The 20,525-nt window shown below is 63.4% G+C and carries 16 protein-coding genes; 11 read left to right on the top strand and 5 right to left on the bottom strand.

Annotated features, from left to right (window positions below):
- Positions 1-9 precede the first annotated feature (9 nt).
- From mnmE to B5M41_RS12190, 5 genes are all read left to right on the top strand, one after another.
- Positions 10-1,332, top strand: a complete 1,323-nt coding sequence (gene mnmE, locus B5M41_RS12210; protein ID WP_134648522.1) for a tRNA uridine-5-carboxymethylaminomethyl(34) synthesis GTPase MnmE — start codon at positions 10-12, stop codon at positions 1,330-1,332.
- Positions 1,333-1,399: 67 nt separating this feature from the next.
- Positions 1,400-3,289 (top strand): tRNA uridine-5-carboxymethylaminomethyl(34) synthesis enzyme MnmG, encoded by a 1,890-nt coding sequence (gene mnmG, locus B5M41_RS12205; RefSeq protein WP_134648520.1) that lies wholly within the window; start codon positions 1,400-1,402, stop codon positions 3,287-3,289.
- Entirely contained in the window at positions 3,286-3,921 is a 636-nt protein-coding gene (rsmG, locus tag B5M41_RS12200; RefSeq protein ID WP_134648518.1) for a 16S rRNA (guanine(527)-N(7))-methyltransferase RsmG, read from the top strand. The genes mnmG and rsmG overlap by 4 nt, the downstream gene beginning before the upstream one ends.
- A gap of 14 nt (positions 3,922-3,935) precedes the next feature.
- Entirely contained in the window at positions 3,936-4,730 is a 795-nt protein-coding gene (locus B5M41_RS12195; RefSeq protein WP_134648516.1) for a ParA family protein, read from the top strand.
- Positions 4,731-4,754: 24 nt separating this feature from the next.
- Positions 4,755-5,645, top strand: coding sequence for a ParB/RepB/Spo0J family partition protein (locus B5M41_RS12190; protein WP_134648514.1), 891 nt, complete (start codon positions 4,755-4,757; stop codon positions 5,643-5,645).
- Between the two features lie 15 nt (positions 5,646-5,660).
- Here the strand turns inward: B5M41_RS12190 and holA are convergent, their stop codons facing one another.
- From holA to leuS, 3 genes are read right to left on the bottom strand one after another with little or no spacing between them, the layout of a single operon-like run.
- A complete protein-coding gene (gene holA, locus B5M41_RS12185; protein ID WP_134648512.1) occupies positions 5,661-6,695 on the bottom strand; it encodes a DNA polymerase III subunit delta in 1,035 nt (344 codons plus the stop codon).
- A 6-nt stretch (positions 6,696-6,701) separates the two neighbouring features.
- Positions 6,702-7,226, bottom strand: a complete 525-nt coding sequence (lptE, locus tag B5M41_RS12180) for an LPS assembly lipoprotein LptE (RefSeq protein ID WP_134648511.1) — start codon at positions 7,224-7,226, stop codon at positions 6,702-6,704.
- A complete protein-coding gene (gene leuS, locus B5M41_RS12175; RefSeq protein WP_134648510.1) occupies positions 7,213-9,870 on the bottom strand; it encodes a leucine--tRNA ligase in 2,658 nt (885 codons plus the stop codon). The genes lptE and leuS overlap by 14 nt, the downstream gene beginning before the upstream one ends.
- A gap of 232 nt (positions 9,871-10,102) precedes the next feature.
- Here leuS and B5M41_RS12170 point away from each other — a divergent pair, with 232 nt between their 5' ends.
- Positions 10,103-10,762 carry a YggS family pyridoxal phosphate-dependent enzyme gene (locus B5M41_RS12170; protein ID WP_134648508.1) on the top strand — a complete coding sequence of 220 codons (660 nt, stop codon included), beginning with the start codon at positions 10,103-10,105 and terminating at the stop codon, positions 10,760-10,762.
- 123 nt (positions 10,763-10,885) lie between these two features.
- A complete protein-coding gene (locus B5M41_RS12165; RefSeq protein WP_134648506.1) occupies positions 10,886-12,784 on the top strand; it encodes a propionyl-CoA synthetase in 1,899 nt (632 codons plus the stop codon).
- A gap of 99 nt (positions 12,785-12,883) precedes the next feature.
- On the opposite strand, the gene B5M41_RS12160 is transcribed toward B5M41_RS12165, so the two are convergent.
- Positions 12,884-13,585 (bottom strand): DUF1013 domain-containing protein, encoded by a 702-nt coding sequence (locus B5M41_RS12160; protein WP_134648504.1) that lies wholly within the window; start codon positions 13,583-13,585, stop codon positions 12,884-12,886.
- 231 nt (positions 13,586-13,816) lie between these two features.
- On the opposite strand from B5M41_RS12160, the gene acs reads away from it, so the two are divergent.
- Entirely contained in the window at positions 13,817-15,772 is a 1,956-nt protein-coding gene (gene acs / locus B5M41_RS12155) for an acetate--CoA ligase (protein WP_134648502.1), read from the top strand.
- A 224-nt stretch (positions 15,773-15,996) separates the two neighbouring features.
- Here acs and B5M41_RS12150 read toward each other — a convergent pair whose 3' ends face one another.
- Positions 15,997-16,194 carry a DUF1674 domain-containing protein gene (locus B5M41_RS12150; protein WP_134648500.1) on the bottom strand — a complete coding sequence of 66 codons (198 nt, stop codon included), beginning with the start codon at positions 16,192-16,194 and terminating at the stop codon, positions 15,997-15,999.
- A gap of 157 nt (positions 16,195-16,351) precedes the next feature.
- On the opposite strand from B5M41_RS12150, the gene htpX reads away from it, so the two are divergent.
- The 3 genes from htpX (at position 16,352) to B5M41_RS12135 (ending at position 20,503) form a co-directional block, all read left to right on the top strand.
- Positions 16,352-17,317, top strand: coding sequence for a zinc metalloprotease HtpX (gene htpX / locus B5M41_RS12145; RefSeq protein ID WP_134648498.1), 966 nt, complete (start codon positions 16,352-16,354; stop codon positions 17,315-17,317).
- Positions 17,314-18,720 (top strand): RsmB/NOP family class I SAM-dependent RNA methyltransferase, encoded by a 1,407-nt coding sequence (locus B5M41_RS12140; protein WP_134648496.1) that lies wholly within the window; start codon positions 17,314-17,316, stop codon positions 18,718-18,720. The genes htpX and B5M41_RS12140 overlap by 4 nt, the downstream gene beginning before the upstream one ends.
- 100 nt (positions 18,721-18,820) lie before the next feature.
- Positions 18,821-20,503, top strand: a complete 1,683-nt coding sequence (locus B5M41_RS12135) for a heparinase II/III family protein (protein WP_134648493.1) — start codon at positions 18,821-18,823, stop codon at positions 20,501-20,503.
- Positions 20,504-20,525 lie beyond the last annotated feature (22 nt).

Genomic DNA, 20,525 nt, shown 5'->3' with positions numbered 1-20,525 from the left:
ATAGTTTAGATGCGTGCTGGAACCATTTTTGCTCTGTCGAGCGGCGGCTTACCCTCCGGGGTTGCGGTCATCCGCATCAGCGGACCGGATTGCCGCACCGCGGTGGCGCAGCTTTGCGGCGCGGTGCCCCCTGAGCGCCGGGCATCGCTGCGATCGATTCGAGGCCGCAACGGTGACGTGATCGACCAGGGAATCGTGCTGTTCTTCCCGGGGCCCAACTCTTTTTCCGGCGAGGATTGTGCGGAACTGCAAATTCATGGCGGGCGCGCCACCGTCGCCGCCGTGCTTTCTGCCTTGGGCGCTATCGACGGTCTGCGTCCGGCGGAAGCCGGTGAGTTCTCAAGACGCGCTTTCCTGAATGGCCGCATGGACCTGGTCGAGGTCGAGGGTTTGGCGGACCTGATCGCCGCAGAGACCGAAATGCAGCGCCGGCTCGCAGCGGAGCAGGCGTCCGGCGGCTTGTCGCGCCTGTACGATTCGTGGGCGAAACGATTGACGCATGCGCGCGCGATGATCGAAGCAGAACTCGATTTTGCGGACGAAGATGATGTGCCCGGTTCCGTTGCTGCGTCCATCTGGGCGGACATGCGCGCTTTGTCGCAAGACATCCTTAACCATACCGACGGCGCGCGTGTGGGCGAGATTGTCAGAGATGGCCTGAAAGTGGTCATCGCGGGCCCGCCCAATGCCGGGAAGTCGAGCCTTCTCAACTATCTCGCACAGCGTGACGTCGCGATTGTCACCGATGTCCCCGGCACGACGCGCGATGTCCTGCATGCCGATCTCGATATTGGCGGTTATGCGGTTCGTCTTTACGACACCGCGGGTTTGCGGGAGACGGATGATGTGGTGGAGCGCGAGGGTATCCGGCGCACCCGGCTTTCGCTTCAACAGGCGGATCTGGTCCTCCTGCTTTCCGACGATGATGATACGGACGCGGCGGACTTCCTGGGGAATTTCAGTGGGCCATTTCTGCGCATTCGAAGCAAATCGGACATTTTTGGCGAGACTTTGCCGGATAGCGCGATCGATGTTATGATCTCCACCAAATCCGGTGACGGTGTCGACGACCTGATCGAGCGGATCAGAGCTTATCTGCCGACGCTCGAAGTCGGGAACGCTTTGGCATTGCCGACGCGCGCGCGGCACAGGGACGGTCTTGTGACCTGCCGGCAGCATATTCTGGCGGCGCTGGAGAATGCGTCCGCGGGCCTCGATATCCAGGCGGAGCATCTGCGTTTGGCGGGTCAGGCCCTTGGACGGATCACGGGCCGGGTCGATGTCGAGAATCTTCTTGACGTCATCTTCTCGGAATTCTGCATAGGAAAATGATTCACGTGAAACAGTACAACGTCTACGAGTCGTGTGACGCGTTTCACGTGAAACAGGTGGATGAACCATGACCACAAAAGATCATTACGACGTCATCGTTATCGGCGGTGGGCATGCCGGCATGGAAGCGGCCGCGGCGTCAGCGCGTTTCGGTGCTTCGACCGCGCTGGTCACGCACAAGGCGAGCACGATCGGCGTGATGTCCTGTAACCCGGCCATTGGCGGCCTTGGCAAAGGGCATCTCGTCAGGGAAGTGGATGCACTTGATGGGCTGATGGGCCGGGTCGCGGATAAGGCGGGCATTCAATTCCGCTTGTTGAACCGTCGCAAGGGCCCGGCCGTGCGCGGACCACGCACCCAAGCGGACCGGAAGCTGTATCGCGAAGCCATGCAAGCTGAAGCCGCTTCCATTGCAAATCTTGCTATTGTCGAAGGCGACGCCTTCGACATCGTCCTTGATCAGGGGCGCGTTGCCGGGCTGACCCTTAAAGACGGACGTTCCCTGTCCTGTCGTGCCGTGGTGGTTACCACCGGAACCTTCCTGCGTGGCCTTATTCATATCGGCAACGAAAAGATCCCGGCGGGACGTGTTGGGGAAGCCCCATCCCTTGGTTTGTCGGCGACTTTTGAACGCCTGGGTCTTGCTCTGGGCCGTCTCAAGACGGGAACGCCGGCGCGACTGGACGGGCGCACCATCGACTGGGCGGCGGTCGGCCGCCAGGCTGCGGATGAGGAGCCCGTTCCCTTCTCCTTCATGACGGACCGAATCACGACGCCGCAGATCGAATGCGGGGTCACGCGCACGACATCAGCGACGCATCGCATTATCGAAGAGAACATCGGCAAATCCGCCATGTATTCGGGGCAGATCGAGGGTGTCGGGCCGCGCTACTGCCCGTCGATCGAGGACAAGATCGTCAAGTTCGGCGAGCGGGACGGACATCAGATCTTTCTGGAGCCGGAAGGCCTCGATGATCCTACCGTGTATCCCAACGGTATTTCGACGTCGCTCCCGGCGGACGTCCAGGCCGCGTTCATCCATACGATACCCGGGCTTGAGACCGTTACCATCCTCCAGCCGGGTTACGCCATCGAGTACGACCATGTCGATCCGCGCGAGCTTTCTCCCACGCTGGAAGTGAAGCGCCAGGAAGGCCTTTTTCTTGCCGGCCAGATCAACGGCACGACCGGATATGAGGAAGCAGCGGCACAGGGTCTCGTTGCGGGCCTGAATGCCGCGCGCCGGGCCGCCGGTCGCGACGGGCACGTTTTCAGCCGGACGGACAGCTATATCGGCGTGATGATCGACGACCTGACCTCGCGCGGCGTCACGGAGCCCTATCGCATGTTTACCTCGCGGGCAGAGTATCGCCTCTCCCTGCGCGCAGACAATGCCGATGTTCGCCTGACGCCGCTTGGGATCGATCTCGGTATCGTCGGTCGCGAGCGGGAGGCCCGTTTTTCGGCTTGGTCCGACGCGATTCAGGCGCTACGCGGGACGTTGCGCGCGCTGAAGCTATCCCCCAATGAGGCTGGGATTCACGGCATCCGCTTGAACCAGGACGGTGTGCGGCGCAGCGCCTATGAGCTTCTCGCTTATCCTGACATCGATTATGCGCGCCTCGCGGCCGTCTGGCCTGAAGCGCTCGCCGATGTGCCTGCCCGCGTTTCCGAGGCGGTCGAAATCGAGGCGGCCTATGCGGTCTATATGAACCGACAGGAAGCGGATATTTCGGAGGCGCGCCGCGAGGAGCAGCGGCAGATTCCGGATGATTTCGACTTCAACACGCTGCCGGGCCTCTCCATCGAGCTGCGTCAGAAGCTGACGGCCGCGCGGCCTGCCAACCTGGCGCAGGCGGCCCGCGTGGATGGCGTTACCCCCGCCGCCCTCACCCTCCTGCTTGCTTATCTCAAACGCCTGGGTACCGAACCGGCGCAAAGAATTGCGAAGACATGACTGCACTTCCCCGGCTTTTACGCGATCTCGATGTTTCACGTGAAACTGAAGAGCGCCTGACGATCTTTGTCGCGCTGTTTCAGAAATGGGCGAAGGCGATCAATCTCGTCGCACCCTCCACCCTGTCGGAGGTCTGGAACCGTCATATCGTCGATAGCGCTCAGATTTACGCCCTTCGACCGGGTGCGCGGATATGGGCCGATCTTGGTAGCGGAGGCGGCTTCCCGGGGATTGTGACAGGCATCCTGTTGGCCGGAATCGGTGACGGATGGGTGCATCTCGTTGAAAGCAACAACAAGAAGGCGGCGTTCCTGCGGACGGCGATCCTGGAAACGGGCGCCCGCGCGTCTGTTCATGCCATCCGCATCGAGCAGGCTCCTGCTGTCATCGAGCGTTGTGATGCTATTTCGGCGCGTGCCCTCGCCGATCTCGATTTGCTGTTGGAATTCGGTTTGCCCTGGGCCGAACGAAATCCCGACCTCAGCTTTTTTCTGCACAAAGGCCGGGATTACCAGCGCGAGGTCGATAAAGCGCTTGGTCGCTGGAGATTCGATCTGGTAAAACATGCCAGTGTGGTCGAGCCGGATTCTGTCGTGCTCGAAATCGCAAAGCTTTCGCGACAACCTCAGTGAGACTGGCAGCGTCCATGATAGGCGAGAAGAACCGGATCATCACCATTGCAAACCAGAAGGGCGGCGTCGGCAAGACGACGACGGCCATCAACCTGGCGACCGCCCTCGCCGCCATCGGCGAACGGGTTCTGATCGTCGACCTCGATCCGCAGGGCAATGCCAGCACGGGTCTCGGCATCGACCGGCGCAATCGCGAACTCTCGTCCTACGATCTTCTGGTCGGCAGCCATGGTGTAGCGGAGACGGCGCTGGCGACAGCGGTGCCGAATCTGTCGATCATTCCGTCGACCATGGACCTGCTCGGTATCGAAATGGAAATCGCCCAGCAGAACGATCGGGTGTTCCGCCTCAAGCGCGCACTGGCATCGGCCGATGCAATGACTTACTCTTACGTCCTGGTCGATTGCCCGCCGTCCTTCAATCTCCTTACGATGAACGCGCTTGCCGCGGCGCATTCCGTTCTGGTACCGCTGCAGTGCGAGTTCTTCGCGCTGGAAGGTTTGAGTCAGTTGCTGGAGACCGTCGATCAGGTGCGTCGCACCGTCAATCCGCGCCTCGATATCCAGGGGATCGTGCTGACCATGTTCGATTCGCGCAACAATCTGGCGCAGCAGGTCGTCAACGACGTGCGCACCCATCTTGGCGAAAAGGTCTACCACACGCTCATTCCCCGGAATGTGCGGGTGTCGGAAGCGCCGTCCTATGGTAAACCGGCCATTCTTTACGATCTCAAATGCGCCGGAAGCCAGGCTTATCTTCAGCTCGCTTCCGAGGTCATTCAGCGTGAAAGGCAGCGCAAGGCCGCCTGACATTCGTATCTGTGAGTAGAATCGATGAATGAAGACAACTCAAAGAGGCGGCTTGGCCGTGGACTTGCGGCCCTGATCGGCGAGATGGACCAGATTCCAGCCGCCGAGATTGGCGCCGCGCCATCGGTGAACCCTGATCGGCTCGTCCCCATCGAGTTTGTCGGGCGCAACCCTCGCAATCCGCGCCGGTACTTCGACGAGTCGGAACTTCAGGATCTTGCGTCCTCGATCCGCCAGCACGGCATCGTCCAGCCGGTGGTCGTGCGCACCACGTCCGACAACCGCTACGAGATCATTGCCGGTGAGCGGCGCTGGCGTGCGGCGCAGCTTGCGGGCCTCACGGATATTCCTGTCATCATCCGCGACGTCGATGACCGTACGGCGCTGGAAATCGCCATCGTCGAGAACGTCCAGCGCTCCGATCTCAACCCGCTTGAAGAAGCGATGGGATACGAGCTGTTGATCGCCGATCACGGTTATACGCAAAACGACCTCGGCGAAATCATCGGCAAGAGCCGCAGTCACGTGGCAAACAGCCTTCGCCTGTTGAAGCTGCCGGATCCTGTCAGGGAAATGCTGGCGTCGGGCACGCTTTCGGCGGGTCATGCGCGTGCGCTTGTCCCGACCTCCGACCCGGTCGCACTCGCCCGGGCGATTGTCGCCAAGGGCATGTCGGTGCGCGATGCCGAGCGTCTGGCGCAGAACGATATCAAGTCGCAGAGCGATCCGAACCACGGCCAGGCGCCGCGCAAGGACGAGAAGGATGCCGATACGCTGGCGCTGGAGCGCACGCTGTCCGATGTCCTGGGTCTCGACGTGACCGTCAACCACAAGGGCAATGGCGGGCACCTGAAGATTTCCTACAAAACGCTGGAGCAGCTGGAGGAAATCTGCCGGCTTCTGGAACGCCGGTAACTTTCTTAGCCGGATTCAACGCCGTGCGGATTGCAGCACCGTCGCCAGCAGGGTCTGCATGGCGATGGTGTCTTCCAGGGCCGGTCGCTGCCGGCTTTGCAGAATGGCGGCCTGCAGGCGCTGCGTTTCACGCCGGATTGCGGGCGAAGCCCATGTCTTCAGCGCGTTTTCCACGATCGGCTTGCGCCGGAAATGCAGATGGCGGCCGAGCGTTGCCATGGCCTGGGCGGCCGGTGCCCGTTTCTCGTCCATTTCCGCACGCATCAGTTCCAAGAGCTGGAACTGCCTGAGGCAGCCCTGCAGCACGAGGAAAATGGGTGTTTTCGACGTCACGATCTTCTGGATCGCGTGGAGAAAACCGTCCTTGTCGCCCTTGAGGATCGCATCGATCGCGTCATCGGTGGAGATGGCGCTGGCATCCCCGACGATGTCCTCGACATCCTGCTCCTCAATGAGATCGCGTCCGCGGCAGTAAAGCGTGAGCTTGCGCAGTTCGTTACGGGAAGCTAGTCGGTCGCCGCCGATCGTTTCAACGAGCCGCTGGCGTGCTGCGGGCGCAATACGAAGGCCCTCTGCTGCAAGCTCCTGATCGATCAGCGCCTGAAGCGCGCGTCCGTCATCGGCATAACACGGGATCGCAACGGCCTGGGATGCGGCTTCCGCCGCCTTCCGCAGGGCGGAGCCCTTCTTGAGGTCGCCGGCCTCGACGATGAGTGTCGAGGGGCCGGGGGATGCGCTGGCCAGCATATCGATGGCGTCGGCGACGCCTTTCTCGCCTGCGGCATTGCGGACCCAGACGAGCCGTTCGCCGCCGAAAAGGCCGATGGCGTTCATCTCGTCCATCAGGCGCCCCGGTTGGCTGCCGATTTCGCCGGCATCGAGTTTCACAACGGAGAAGGCGTCATCGAGATCGACGCCGCTGGCTGCCGCGATTGCCGCCGCCCGCTCGGAGACCAGGCCCCTGTCGGGGCCGTAGATCAGAAAAAGCCGCACGGGCAACGGCTTCCGTTTCAGGAAGGCGTCGAATTCGTGCGACTTCACTTCCGCCATGACAGATCAGCGACGGCTGAGCGCCGTGGCGACGTCGGCGCGGATCAGCTCGGCAAGCTCGCGGGCGGCGCGGTTTTCCGCATCGCGAATGGCGCGGACCTTGGCGAATTCCTGCCTGGGAAAGTCGACGAGGGCGATTGCGGAGCGCTTACCGGAGGTGACCGTTTCGCCCGTATCGACCTTCACCAGGGTGAAGGTTCCCGAAACGGTCGTGCGGCCTGCGCGCATCGTGTCGGTCGCGGGGTCGTTGAGCACGCCGCCCGTTCCCGCGGTGACGCTCAGGTCGAGCCGGTAGGCGGCATTCTGCGGCTCGCCCGCGCCGCCGGCGAAGAGGAAGATCAGGTCGTTGCGAACCTGCTGCCCGACGCGGTTGTTGATCTCTGGGATCGACACCGATGCAAGCTTGCCTTCCGTGCCGCTTGCCGTGGAATAGAGGGGACGCACCTGGCAGCCGGCGACGGCGGCCAGAAGCAGGACGCCCGCGATGGTCTTTCCAAGCCGCGAGAAACCGGTTCCGTTAGACAACAACATTCACGATCCTCTGCGGTACGACGATGATCTTCTTCGGGCGCTGGCCGGCAAGAGCGGCCTGGACCGCCTCTATGGCCAGAACCGCGGCCTCGACCGCACTCTGGTCTGCGTCGCGGCTGATTGTCAAATCCGCACGCTTCTTGCCGTTGATCTGCACGGGCAGCGTCACTTCGTTTTCGGCGACGAGGCGCTCTTCGTATTCCGGCCACGCGCTCATGGCGATGAGGCCCTCGCCGCCGATGGCACGCCAGCATTCCTCGGCAAGGTGCGGCGTCATCGGCGCGACGATACGGATCAGGATATCGACGGCGTCGCGCAGGGCGGCCACGAGGTCGTCCGAGGCGTTTCCGGCGGCGGCCGTGGTCAGCGGTGCGGCCAGCGTATTGACGAATTCGTAGATGCGGGCCACCGCCTTGTTGAAGGCAAGCTTGTCGTAGTCGCCCTGGACGGCCTTCAGCGTGCGGTGCGCGACCTGCGATACCGCCAGTGCTTCGCCTTCGGCGCCCGGCCGGCCTTGCACGGCCTTCAGGGCCGGTGCGGCTTCGGACAGCAGGCGCCAGACACGCTGAATGAAGCGGTGCGCGCCTTCGACGCCAGCTTCCGACCAGATCACGTCGCGGTCCGGCGGCGAGTCCGACAGCATGAAGAAGCGGGCCGTATCGGCACCGTAGGAGGCGATGATGTCGTCCGGGTCGACCACGTTCTTCTTGGATTTCGACATCTTCTCGATCGAGCCGATGGCGACTTCTTCGCCGGATTCGACGTGGATCGCGCGCCGCCTGCCGTCGATATCCTCGATGCGGATCTCGGCCGGTGTTACCCATTCGCGCTTGGCACCCTCGCCGCGGCTGTAGGTTTCATGCACCACCATGCCCTGCGTGAAGAGGCCCTTGAAGGGTTCCTTGAGATCGAGATGGCCGGTCGCTTGCATGGCGCGGGTGAAGAAGCGCGAATAGAGCAGGTGCAGGATCGCATGCTCGATGCCGCCGATATACTGGTCGACCGGCAGCCAGGCATTGGCGGCCGCCGGATCGGTCGGATTGTTTTCCCACGGCGCGGTGAAGCGGGCGAAGTACCAGGACGAATCGACGAAGGTATCCATCGTGTCGGTCTCGCGGCGTGCATCCTTGCCGCAATTCGGGCAGGCGACGTGACGCCAGGTCGGATGGCGGTCGAGCGGGTTGCCCGGCTTGTCGAAGGTCACGTCGTCCGGCAGCTTCACCGGCAGGTCGGCCTTCGGCACGGGAACGACGCCGCAGTCCTCGCAATGGATGACCGGGATCGGGCAGCCCCAGTAGCGCTGGCGCGAAATGCCCCAGTCGCGCAGGCGGAAATTCACCTTGCGCTCGCCCACCGGCCTGTTGCCGAGGGTGGCGGCGCTGAGGCGGTTGGCGACGTCCTCGAAGGCTTCCCTGGTGTCGAGACCATCCAGGAAACGCGAGTTGATCATCACGCCGTCGCCGACATAGGCTTCGTCACCAATGGTGAAGCTCGCGGCATCCGCACCCTTCGGCATGACGACGGGCACGACGGGCAGGTCGTATTTGCGGGCGAAATCCAGGTCGCGCTGGTCGCCGGACGGGCAGCCGAAAATCGCGCCCGTGCCGTAGTCCATCAGCACGAAATTGGCGATGTAGACCGGCAGCTCCCATTCCGGGTCGAAGGGATGGCGCACGCGAATGCCGGTGTCGATGCCCTTCTTCTCGGCCGTTTCGAGCGCAGCGAGCGACGTGCCGGCGCGGCGGCACTCTTCGGCAAAGGCTTCGATAGCCGGATTCTGCGCGGCAGCGGCCTTGGCCCACGGGTGGTCGGCCGCGATCGCGATGAAGGATGCGCCGAACAGCGTGTCGGGGCGCGTCGTGTACACGGTGATTTCGGGTGAGAGCTGCTCTTCGGCGCGCAATGCCGCCGCTGCGCGTTCGGTGTCCTTGACCACTTCCCAGCGGACCAGCATGCCTTCGGAGCGGCCGATCCAGTTGCTCTGCATCAGCCGGACCTTTTCCGGCCATTGGTCGAGCGTCTCCAGCGAATCGAGCAGATCCTGGCTGAAATCGGTGATGCGGAAGAACCACTGCGTCAACTCGCGCTGTTCGACCAGCGCGCCGGACCGCCAGCCACGGCCGTCGATGACCTGCTCGTTGGCGAGGACGGTATGGTCGACCGGATCCCAGTTCACCTTGGACTGCTTGCGGTAGACCAGACCCTTCTCCAGGAAATCCAGGAACAGGTGCTGCTGGCGCTGATAGTATTCGACGTCGCAGGTGGCGAATTCGCGTGACCAGTCGAGCGACAGGCCCATCGATTTCAGCTGGCCGCGCATGGTCGCGATGTTCTCGTAGGTCCAGCCCTTGGGATGGACCTTGTTCTGCATGGCAGCGTTTTCGGCCGGCATGCCGAAGGCATCCCAGCCCATCGGATGCAGCACGTTGTAACCGCGCGCGCGCTTGTAGCGCGCGACCACGTCGCCCATGGCATAGTTGCGCACATGGCCCATATGGATGCGGCCGGAGGGATAGGGGAACATCTCGAGGACGTAGTACTTCTCGCGCGGGTCGTCGTTGTCGGTCAGGAAGACGTTTTCATCGTTCCATTTTGCCTGCCAGCGGGGTTCGGCATCGCGCGGGTTGTAACGTTCGGTGGCCATGTCTTTGATGTTCCGGAAGTCTTTTGGGAGTCTTGGAGGGCGGTTCGCCCCTGCGAATATGGTGTCGAGACCTTCATCATGAAACCACCGAAGCGTCAAGTTTTCCGGGCTTGCGGCGCTTGGCAAGGCGTGCCGTTTTCGCTAGGTCCGGGGTCTGGATGCCCGCGCATGCCGTTTCCGCAGATTTGCCCTTCGAATCCGCCCGGCCTGCCTTCGCCGATGGAGAGTGATCATGGAACTTGAGGACCGTCTCGAAGAGGTGCACAGCCGCGTGCGCAAGGCCGCAAGCGAGGCTGGCCGCAAGCCGGAGCAGGTCACGCTGGTCGCGGTATCGAAGACCTTCGATGCCGATGCGATCCGGCCCGCCATCGCAGCCGGGCAGCGCGTCTTCGGCGAAAACCGCGTGCAGGAAGCGCAGGGCAAGTGGCCGGAGTTGCGCGCGCAGACGGCCGGCATCGAGTTGCACCTGATCGGCCCCTTGCAATCGAACAAGACGGCGGATGCCGTTGCCCTGTTCGACGTGATCGAGACGGTCGACCGGGAAAAGATCGCGCGCAGCATCGCCGACGAGATGAAACGGCAGGGACGGGCGCTGCGGCTTTACGTGCAGGTCAATACGGGGCTCGAGCCCCAGAAGGCCGGCATTGCGCCTGATGATACCCTCTCCTTCGTGACCTTCTGCCGCGAGGAGCTGGGCCTGACCATCGAGGGCCTGATGTGCATTCCGCCGGCGGATGAAAATCCCGGGCCGCATTTTGCCCTGCTGGCCAAGCTTGCCGCCCGCTGCAGCCTCGACCGGTTGTCAATGGGCATGTCGGGTGACTACGAGGTCGCCATCGGTTTCGGCGCGACCAGCGTGCGCGTCGGTTCGGCGATCTTCGGCACGCGCTGAGAAACGGCGCCCAGGCATACCGACCGTCCATCTCAGGCTTTGGTCTGGCTTTGCGATGGTATCGCCCTCCCCTATTCTTCCTCTCGGAGGAACCGGCCGCGGCCGGGCATGTGGGAGAAGACGATGCAAAAGACCTATGCCGAGATCTATCGCGCGTGGAAGGACGATCACACGCGTCACTGGGCCGAGGCCGCGCAGGCGATAGACTGGTTCACGCCACCGGATGCGATTTTCGACGAGCGGCAAGGTGTCTATGGCCGCTGGTTTCCCGATGCCACCGGCAATACCTGTCACAATTGCGTGGATCGCCACATCGCGGCCGGCCGCGGCGACCAGGTGGCGCTGATCCATGATAGCCCGGTGACCGGCCGCAAGGCGATCTACAGCTACGACGACCTGCTTTCGAATGTCAGCGCCATGGCGGCCGTGCTCCTCGATCACGGGGTGGAAAAGGGCGACCGCGTCATTCTCTATATGCCGATGATCCCGGAAGCCGTGTTCGCCATGCTGGCCTGCGCGCGTATCGGTGCGATCCATTCCGTGGTCTTCGGCGGCTTTGCGGCGAGCGAGCTTGCGACGCGCATCGACGATTCGTCGGCCAAGCTGGTCGTCTCGGCAAGCTGCGGCGTCGAGCCGAACCGGGTGGTGGCGTATAAACCGCTGCTGGATGTCGCCATCGCGCTGGCCCGGCACAAGCCGGCGCGATGCCTCGTGTTGCAGCGGCCGGAACTGACGGCCGAGTTCGACCCCGCGCGCGATGTCGATCTTGGTCCGGCGCTCGCTGCGGCCCGGGGCCGGACGGTCCCCTGTGCGGATCTCGCCGCAACCGATCCGCTTTATATTCTCTACACTTCGGGCACGACCGGTCAGCCGAAGGGCGTCATCCGTGACAATGGCGGGCACATGGTGGCGCTCGCCTGGACGATGCGGGCGCTGTACGGCGTCGAACCCGGCGAGGTCTATTGGGCGGCCTCGGATATCGGCTGGGTCGTCGGCCATTCCTATATCGTCTATGCGCCACTGCTGAACGGCAGCACGACGGTGCTTTACGAGGGCAAGCCGGTCGGCACGCCGGACGCCGGCGCCTTCTGGCGCGTGGTGGAAGAGTACAGGGTCTCGGTGCTGTTCACCGCGCCCACCGCCTTTCGCGCCATTCGCAAGGAGGACCCGGAGGGCGTTCTCGTCAAACGGTGCGATCTCTCCAGCCTGCGGGCGCTGTTTCTGGCGGGCGAGCGGGCCGATCCCGATACGGTGCGCTGGGCGGAGGCCGTGCTCGGCGTGCCCGTCATCGATCACTGGTGGCAGACGGAAACCGGCTGGGCCATCGTCGGCAATCCGCTCGGTCTCGACCGGCTGCCGGTGAAACATGGCTCGCCCACCGTGCCGATGCCGGGCTACGAGCTGCATGTGCTCGACGATGCCGGCCACGCGGTGGCGCCGGGCACGCTCGGCAACATCGCCATCAAGCTGCCCCTGCCCCCCGGCTGCCTTCCGACATTCTGGAACGCCGATGCGCGGTTTCGCGAGGCCTGTCTTTCGGAGTTTCCCGGTTACTACAAGACGGCGGATGCCGGCTATGTCGATGAGGACGGTTACGTCTTCATCATGTCGCGCACCGACGACATCATCAATGTCGCCGGCCATCGCCTTTCGACGGGGGCGATGGAGGAAATCTGCGCCAGCCACCGGGACGTCGCCGAATGTGCGGTCATCGGCGTGACCGACGCGTTGAAGGGGCAGATCCCGGTCGGCTTCCTCGTTTTGAAGAGCGGTGTTTCACGTGAATCATCGGAGGTGGAACAGGAGGTGGTTGCCATGGTGCGCGAGCGGATCGGCCCCGTCGCCGCCTTCAAGACGGTGATCTGCGTGAAGCGGCTGCCGAAAACCCGGTCGGGCAAGATCCTGCGCGGTACCATGCAGAAGATCGCCGACGGGCAGGATTGGACGATGCCCGCGACCATCGATGACCCCGTTATTCTGGACGAGATCGCTGAGGCGCTTTCGGAGCGCAGGATCTGCTGAGACGCAAACCCCGGTTGGCAACCGGGAGCCTGAAGGTGCCGGAGACAAAAAACCGGCCGCTTTTGGCGACCGGTTTTGTCAATTCGATTTGACGACGGCTCAGAAGTTGTCGTCTTCGTCCTCGTCCGGCGTGGACGACTTCAGCGACTTGAGCTTGGCGAAGACGGCGTCGGCGTTGATTTCCTGCTCGTCCTCGCGGTCGGTGCTGTAGGGCAGCTTTTCCGTTTCCTGGGCCGATTCGAGGGTGGCGCCGAGTTCGGCGGCGGTCGGCAGCGGACGGCCCTTGGAGGCGCGCTCGACTTCCAGGTCCAGATCGATCTGCGAGCACAGGCCGAGCGTCACCGGGTCCATCGGCGCCAGGTTGGCCGAGTTCCAGTGGGTGCGGTCGCGGATCTGCTCGATCGTCGACTTGGTGGTGCCGACGAGACGCGAGATCTGCGCATCCTTGAGTTCCGGATGGTTGCGCACCAGCCAGAGAATGGCGTTGGGACGATCCTGACGCTTGGAAACCGGCGTGTAACGCGGGCCCTTACGCTTGGACTCTGGAACGCGAACCTTCGGGTCGGAAAGCTTGAGCTTATGGGCGGGATTGGCTTCCGCGCGGGCGATCTCGTCGCGCGAGAGCTGGCCGGTGGCGATCGGGTCGAGGCCCTTGATGCCCTGGGCCGATTCGCCGTCGGCAATGGCCTTCACTTCGAGCGGGTGCAGTTTGCAGAATGTCGCGATCTGTTCGAAAGACAGCGCCGTGTTGTCGACCAACCAGACCGCGGTCGCTTTTGGCATGAGGAGCTGCTGAGCCATGCATATAGTCCTTCTGTCCGTCCGCGCCGGGGTCGCGGGCCGTGGGTCGTAAACCACAATGTTCCGGGAATTCGGCCCTCTATAACCTCACTGTCTCAGAAATGCAATTCTTCAAGCACAAATGACCTTTTGTCTAATTGCCGGAAGGATTTGACCTGATATGAATGGTGCCGGAATGGCCGGGGCCGGAGGAAAAGCGGTGTCCCGCGCATGCGCAGTGAGGAGGAATCCATGTCCGCAAAGACCTATCCGGTCCTGAAATCCGCGAAAAGCCGTACGCTGATCGACAACGACACCTATCAGAAATGGTATCGCGAAAGCATCGAGAACCCGGAGCGTTTCTGGGACAAGCACGGGATGCGGATCGACTGGTTCAAGCCTTATACGAAGGTCAAGAACACCTCGTTTACCGGCAAGGTCTCGATCAAGTGGTTCGAAGACGGCATCACCAACGTCTCCTACAACTGTATCGACCGCCACCTGAAGGCACATGGCGACGATATCGCCATCATCTGGGAAGGCGACAACCCATATATCGACAAGAAGATCACCTATAACGAGCTTCACGAACACGTCTGCCGCATGGCGAATGTGATGAAGAAGCACGGCGTGAAGAAGGGCGATCGCGTCACCATCTACATGCCGATGATCCCGGAAGCGGCCTATGCCATGCTCGCCTGCGCGCGCATCGGCGCCATCCATTCTGTGGTCTTCGGCGGCTTTTCGCCGGATGCGCTGGCCGGCCGTATTGTTGACTGCGAATCGACCTTCGTTGTGACCTGCGACGAGGGCGTGCGCGGCGGCAAGCCGATCCCGCTCAAGGAAAACACCGACACGGCGATCGATATCGCCGCCAAACAGCACGTCATCGTCAACAAGGTCCTCGTCGTGCGCCGCACCGGCGGCAAGACCGGCTGGGCGCCGGGCCGCGACATCTGGTACCACAAGGAAGTGCTGACCGTGCCGCGCGATTGTCCGCCGGCGAAGATGAAGGCGGAAGATCCGCTGTTCATCCTCTATACATCGGGTTCGACCGGCAAGCCGAAGGGCGTGCTGCACACCACCGGCGGCTACCTCGTCTATGCCTCGATGACGCACAAATACGTCTTCGACTACCAGGACGGCGATATCTACTGGTGCACGGCCGATGTGGGCTGGGTGACCGGCCATTCCTACATCGTCTACGGGCCGCTCGCCAACCGCGCGACGACCGTGATGTTCGAAGGCGTGCCGAATTTCCCGGATGCCGGCCGCTTCTGGGAGGTGGTCGACAAGCACAAGGTCAACATCTTCTATACCGCACCGACCGCGATCCGCGCCCTCATGGGCGCAGGCGACGATTTCGTGAAGCGTTCGTCGCGTTCGTCGCTGCGGCTGCTCGGCTCGGTCGGCGAGCCGATCAACCCCGAGGCCTGGGAATGGTATTACAACGTGGTCGGCGAAGGCCGCTCGCCGATCGTCGATACGTGGTGGCAGACGGAGACCGGCGGCATCCTCATCACCCCCCTGCCCGGCGCGACGGAGCTGAAGCCCGGCTCGGCGACCCGGCCCTTCTTCGGCGTCAAGCCGGAACTGGTCGACAATGAGGGCCGTGTTCTGGAGGGCGTCGCCGACGGGAACCTCTGCATCACCGACAGCTGGCCGGGCCAGATGCGCTCGGTCTATGGCGATCACAAGCGCTTCGTCGAAACCTACTTCTCCACCTACAAGGGCAAGTATTTTACCGGCGACGGCTGCCGCCGCGACGAGGACGGCTACTACTGGATCACCGGCCGCGTCGATGACGTGCTCAACATTTCCGGCCACCGCCTCGGCACGGCGGAAATCGAATCGGCGCTCGTCTCGCACCATCTCGTGTCGGAAGCGGCCGTCGTCGGCTATCCGCATAGCCTCAAGGGCCAGGGCATCTATTGCTATGTCTCGCTGATGGCCGGTGAGGAAGGTAACGATGCGTTGCGCCAGGACCTGGTCAAGCACGTCCGCAAGGAGATCGGCCCCATCGCGACGCCGGATAAGATCCAGTTCGCGCCGGGCCTGCCGAAGACCCGCTCGGGCAAGATCATGCGACGCATCCTGCGCAAGATCGCCGAGGATGATTTCGGTTCGCTGGGCGACACCTCGACGCTCGCCGATCCCGCCGTCGTCGACGACCTGATCGCCAACCGCCAGAACAAGGCGGGCGGCTGAGAAGCGGACGTTACTACAAAGCGAGACGGCGGCCGATCGGCCGCCGTTTTCATTTAGGGAGATGCTTGCAGGGGTATTGAGTGAGGCAACGCCCCTCCACCTCTCTTACGTCATCCTCGGGCTTGACCCGAGGATCTTCCATACCCGTACCGTCAATATGACGGAGGAGAGATGGTGGCAGGGATGCACGAACGGAGCGGATTCCTGAGCCGGCTTCCCAAACCTCAGAAGTCGATGGCGCGGCCCTTGATTTCCCAGTCGCCGAAGCGGGCGGGGTCTTCGCCGCCGCGGCCGCCGATCTCGGGTTCCCGTTCGACCGGGGCGGCCGCCTTGCGTCGCTCTTCGGCTTCCTTCAGGGCGCGCTGCGCCGCGGGCGGGAGCACCTTGCGGCCATCCGAATGATTGTCGTTGTCGCTTTCCATGAAAACCGGCATCCTCCAGGGATATTGAAGACGTGCTGTTGGTTCACCATCATATAGGAGCGTGAGCGCGCTGTGGAAAGCGCTGATTCACGTGAAACATTCCCTTGACACGGGGAATTGTCAGGCAAGCACACGATTTTACGGGAGCCGGAAACGCATGAACATCCTTCGCACAGCCATGCTTCTCGCCTTCATGACGGCGCTTTTCATGGGCGTGGGTCTGCTCATCGGCGGCAAGGGCGGCATGATGATCGCGCTCCTCGTCGCGATCGCCATGAACTTCTTCTCCTATTGGAATTCCGACAAGATGGTGCTGTCCATGTATGGCGCCAAGGAGGTGGATGAACGCTCGGCGCCGGAATATTACGGCATCGTACGCGATCTCGCCAAGCGGGCCGGCCTGCCCATGCCGCGCGTCTTCGTCATCAACAGCGAGCAGCCGAACGCCTTTGCGACCGGCCGCAACCCGCAGAACGCCGCCGTCGCCGCCTCCACCGGCCTTCTTCAGGCGCTGAGCTATGAGGAGGTCGCCGGCGTGATGGCGCATGAACTGGCGCATATCCAGAACCGCGATACGCTCACCATGACGCTGACGGCCACGATTGCCGGTGCGATCTCCATGCTGGCGAACTTTGCGATGTTCTTCGGCGGCAGCGGCAACCGCGAGAACAACAATCCGCTCGGCTTCATCGGTATTCTCATCGCCATGATCGTCGCTCCCTTCGCCGCGATGCTGGTGCAGATGGCGATCAGCCGCACGCGCGAATATTCCGCCGACAAGCGCGGCGCGGAAATCTGCGGCAACCCGCTCTGGCTCGCCTCGGCCCTGAAGAAGATCGCGATCGCCGCCGGCCGCATTCCCAATGATGCCGCCGAGCATAACCCGGCGACGGCGCATATGTTCATCATCAATCCGCTGTCGGGCGAGCGCATGGACAACCTGTTTTCGACCCATCCGAACACGGAAAACCGTATCGCCGCGCTGCAGGAATTGGCCCGCGGCATGCAGGCCCGCTCGACGGAACCGGTCCGGACTGATAATGCCTCGCGCAAATCGCGTTCCGTCCCGACCACCGGCTGGGGACGCGGTGGTTCCGAACCACCCAAGGGTCCCTGGTCTTGAACGACGACATTCGCAGAAAAAAACCGCATCCCAACCGTCATCGTGGCAAAGGCGCTCAAAAGCCTGCGCCGGTGGATGATCACGTCGAAAAACCGGGCCTGCGTGCCCGGCAGGCGGCCGCCAAGATCCTTGCGGCGGTGGTCGACCGCAGGACGTCGCTCGACGGGATGCTGGATCCCGAAAACGGCAATCCGGCCTATCGGCAGCTGAACGACGCCGACCGCGCGCTCGTTCGCGCTATCATCAACACGGCGTTGCGCCATCTGCCCCGCATCGAGGCGATCCTCGATACGCTCGTCGGCACGCCGCTCCCGGACGGCGCCCGCGCGCTGCATCATGTGCTGACGGTGGCCGCCGCGCAGATCCTCTATCTCGACGTGCCCGATCATTCCGCCGTCGACCTCGCCGTCGAACAGGCGCAGCTCGATCCGCGCAACCGCCGTTTCGCCAGTCTCACCAATGCCGTGCTGCGCCGCCTGTCGCGCGAGAAGGCAACGCACCTTGCGGCCACGCAGGCGCTGCCGGTCATTCCGGCCTGGTTCTACGAGCGGCTGATATCGGTTTACGGCGAGGCGCATGCCGCCAGCATTGCCGATGCCGTGCTGGAACCCTCCGCCATCGACCTCACCGTCAAATCGGATCCCTCTGGCTGGGCCGGCAAGCTGGGCGGGCTCGTCCTGCCGACCGGCTCCGTTCGCCTGCCTGCCGCCTCCGGCGCGATTCCGGCGCTCGAGGGTTTCGAGGCGGGAGAATGGTGGGTGCAGGACGCCGCTGCCAGCCTGCCGGCCAGGCTTTTCGGTGACCTCGCGGGCAAGCATGTCGCCGATCTGTGCGCCGCACCGGGCGGCAAGACCGCGCAGCTTGTGCTGGCCGGTGGCGCCGTGACGGCGCTTGACCAATCGGGCAACCGGCTTCGGCGGCTGGAAAGCAATCTGGCGCGGCTCGGCCTTTCCGCGACCACGCTGGAGGCCAATATGGCGGATTTCCGCCCCGAGACGCTGTTCGATGCCGTCCTGCTCGATGCGCCCTGCTCCTCGACCGGCACGATCCGCAAGCATCCCGACGTGCTCTGGACCAAGGGGCCGGAGGATATCGAAAAGCTGGCACGCCTGCAGGAACGCCTGCTGCGCCACGCGTTGACGCTGGTGAAGCCGGGCGGCGATCTCGTCTTCTCCAACTGCTCGCTCGATCCCGCCGAGGGTGAGGACATGATCGACCGGGTGCTGGCGGACAATCCGGACTGGCGGCTCATTCCCGTCGACGCGGCGGACTGGCCCGGCCTGGAGGAGGCGATTTCGCCGCGCGGCGAATTCCGCACCACGCCCGCCATGCTGCCTGCGACCGCCGGCCACGCCGGCGGCGTCGATGGCTTCTATGCGGTCCGGCTGCGCAGAAACGGCTGATCCCCCGCATATTGCCGTCATCAACAGTCCATCAGCAGGCGATGAATTGACGCCGCTCCTCTCCTCGGCCTACCTATAGGCTTGGAGGCATTTGTTAACCATGCAGCTTTCCGACCGCCAACGGCTTCTCTATCTGTATCTGCGTGAGGGTTGGCGCCGCTTCTCGCGAAGGCTTGCGCTTGGCAAGATCAGCGCCGTGCGCTTTTCCGGCGGCGCGCCGGACCGCCTCATCGTCGCGCCGACCGACCTGCACCCCGCCGATTCCTTCGCCGGCGAAGAGATCACCGCCGGTCGTTTCCCGCTTGCCGGTCGCATATTGGATTGCGAGGGCGAATCACCCTTCGCGCTGGAGCTCCCGTCCGAGGAATTCGCCGTCCGCCTGCATTCCTTCGGCTGGCTGCGCCATCTGCGGCTCGTCGATCCCGACAAGGCGGCGCATACGGCCCGCTTCATCGTCGATGACTGGCTGCAAAGCCACGGCCGTGTCATCGGCGGGCTTGCCTGGCGCCCGGATGTCGCGGCGCAACGCATCATCGCCTGGCTGTCCCATTCGCCCGTCGTGCTGAAAGACGCGGATTATCCGTTCTACCGCCGGTTCCTCAAGAGCCTTGCCTTCCAGGTGCGTTACCTGCGCCATGTCGCCGATACGACGCGGGACGGCGAGCCGCGGCTTCGCGTGCGCATCGCGCTGGCCATGGCCTCGATCGCCATGCCCGCGACCGCGTCCAAGATGCGCAACGCCGCCCGCAATCTCGATGCGGAGCTGGATCGGCAGATCCTGCCCGATGGCGGCCATTGCTCGCGCAATCCGCGGGCGGCGCTCGACCTGCTGCTCGACCTGCTGCCGCTGCGGCAGACCTATGTCAATCTCGGCCACGACATGCCCTTGCAGCTCATCCCGAGCATCGACCGCATCTATCCGGCCCTGCGCTTCTTCCGCCACCAGGGCGGTGAACTCGCGCTGTTCAACGGCGCGACCTATACGCTCGCCAACGAACTGATGTCGGTGCTGCGCTACGACGAGACCGGCGGCGCGCCCTTCAAGGCCCTGCCTTCGATCAATTACGACCGGCTCGCCGTGAAGGAGACGGTGGTGCTGATGGATACCGGCATGCCGAAATCCATCGATCTCTCCGCGACGCATTCCGCCGGCACGCTTTCCATCGAGATGTCGTCGGGCAAGAACCGTTTCATCGTCAATTCCGGCCGGCCGCGCTTTGCCGGCGATGCGATGCGCCAGATGGCGCGCATGACGGCGGCGCATTCGGTCGCGACCCTCAACGACACCTCGTCGTCGCGCATCTCCACCTCCCGCTTCCTCGGGCCGATCATCATCGGCGGCGTCAGCAAGGTGAATGTCGTCCGGGCCGAGCGCGATTCCGGCGCCGACGGCATCACGGCGAGCCATGACGGCTATCTCCAGCGCTTCGGCCTGATCTACGAGCGGGATATCTTCGTTTCCGCCTCGGGAACGGAAATTCGCGGCAGGGAGCGCTTCTTCAAGCCGGGCGCGCCCGGAGCCGCCATCGACAAGGGCACGGCCGTCGTGCGCTTCCACGTCCATCCGAACATCCAGCTCTATCCGGCTTCCGACAATGAGGTGCGGCTGGTCGCGCCCGATGGCGAGGCCTGGGCGCTGACCTGCCTTGATATCGGCATCGAGGAGGAGGAGGATGTGTTCTTCGCCGATCCCTCGGGCGTGCGCGCGTCGCGCCAGCTGACGCTGACCATGCCGCTTGCCGAGACGCCGGAAGTCCAGTGGTCGCTGGCGCGTCGGCGCTGAGCTTTTCTCATTCGAGGTTTTC

It is taken from the genome of Shinella sumterensis (assembly GCF_004514425.2).
GTDB lineage: Bacteria > Pseudomonadota > Alphaproteobacteria > Rhizobiales > Rhizobiaceae > Shinella > Shinella sumterensis.
This window is presented reverse-complemented; position numbering and strand designations above follow the sequence as displayed.

Coding starts and splice junctions, on each gene's coding strand:
- holA (WP_134648512.1), bottom strand. CDS start 6,695: ATGGCGGAAGTGAAGTCGCACGAATTCGACGCCTTCCTGAAACGGAAG.
- leuS (WP_134648510.1), bottom strand. CDS start 9,870: ATGGCCACCGAACGTTACAACCCGCGCGATGCCGAACCCCGCTGGCAG.
- B5M41_RS12135 (WP_134648493.1), top strand. CDS start 18,821: ATGCAGCTTTCCGACCGCCAACGGCTTCTCTATCTGTATCTGCGTGAG.
- B5M41_RS12195 (WP_134648516.1), top strand. CDS start 3,936: ATGATAGGCGAGAAGAACCGGATCATCACCATTGCAAACCAGAAGGGC.
- B5M41_RS12160 (WP_134648504.1), bottom strand. CDS start 13,585: ATGGCTCAGCAGCTCCTCATGCCAAAAGCGACCGCGGTCTGGTTGGTC.
- lptE (WP_134648511.1), bottom strand. CDS start 7,226: ATGTTGTTGTCTAACGGAACCGGTTTCTCGCGGCTTGGAAAGACCATC.
- B5M41_RS12170 (WP_134648508.1), top strand. CDS start 10,103: ATGGAACTTGAGGACCGTCTCGAAGAGGTGCACAGCCGCGTGCGCAAG.
- acs (WP_134648502.1), top strand. CDS start 13,817: ATGTCCGCAAAGACCTATCCGGTCCTGAAATCCGCGAAAAGCCGTACG.
- B5M41_RS12165 (WP_134648506.1), top strand. CDS start 10,886: ATGCAAAAGACCTATGCCGAGATCTATCGCGCGTGGAAGGACGATCAC.
- mnmE (WP_134648522.1), top strand. CDS start 10: ATGCGTGCTGGAACCATTTTTGCTCTGTCGAGCGGCGGCTTACCCTCC.
- htpX (WP_134648498.1), top strand. CDS start 16,352: ATGAACATCCTTCGCACAGCCATGCTTCTCGCCTTCATGACGGCGCTT.
- mnmG (WP_134648520.1), top strand. CDS start 1,400: ATGACCACAAAAGATCATTACGACGTCATCGTTATCGGCGGTGGGCAT.
- rsmG (WP_134648518.1), top strand. CDS start 3,286: ATGACTGCACTTCCCCGGCTTTTACGCGATCTCGATGTTTCACGTGAA.
- B5M41_RS12150 (WP_134648500.1), bottom strand. CDS start 16,194: ATGGAAAGCGACAACGACAATCATTCGGATGGCCGCAAGGTGCTCCCG.
- B5M41_RS12190 (WP_134648514.1), top strand. CDS start 4,755: ATGAATGAAGACAACTCAAAGAGGCGGCTTGGCCGTGGACTTGCGGCC.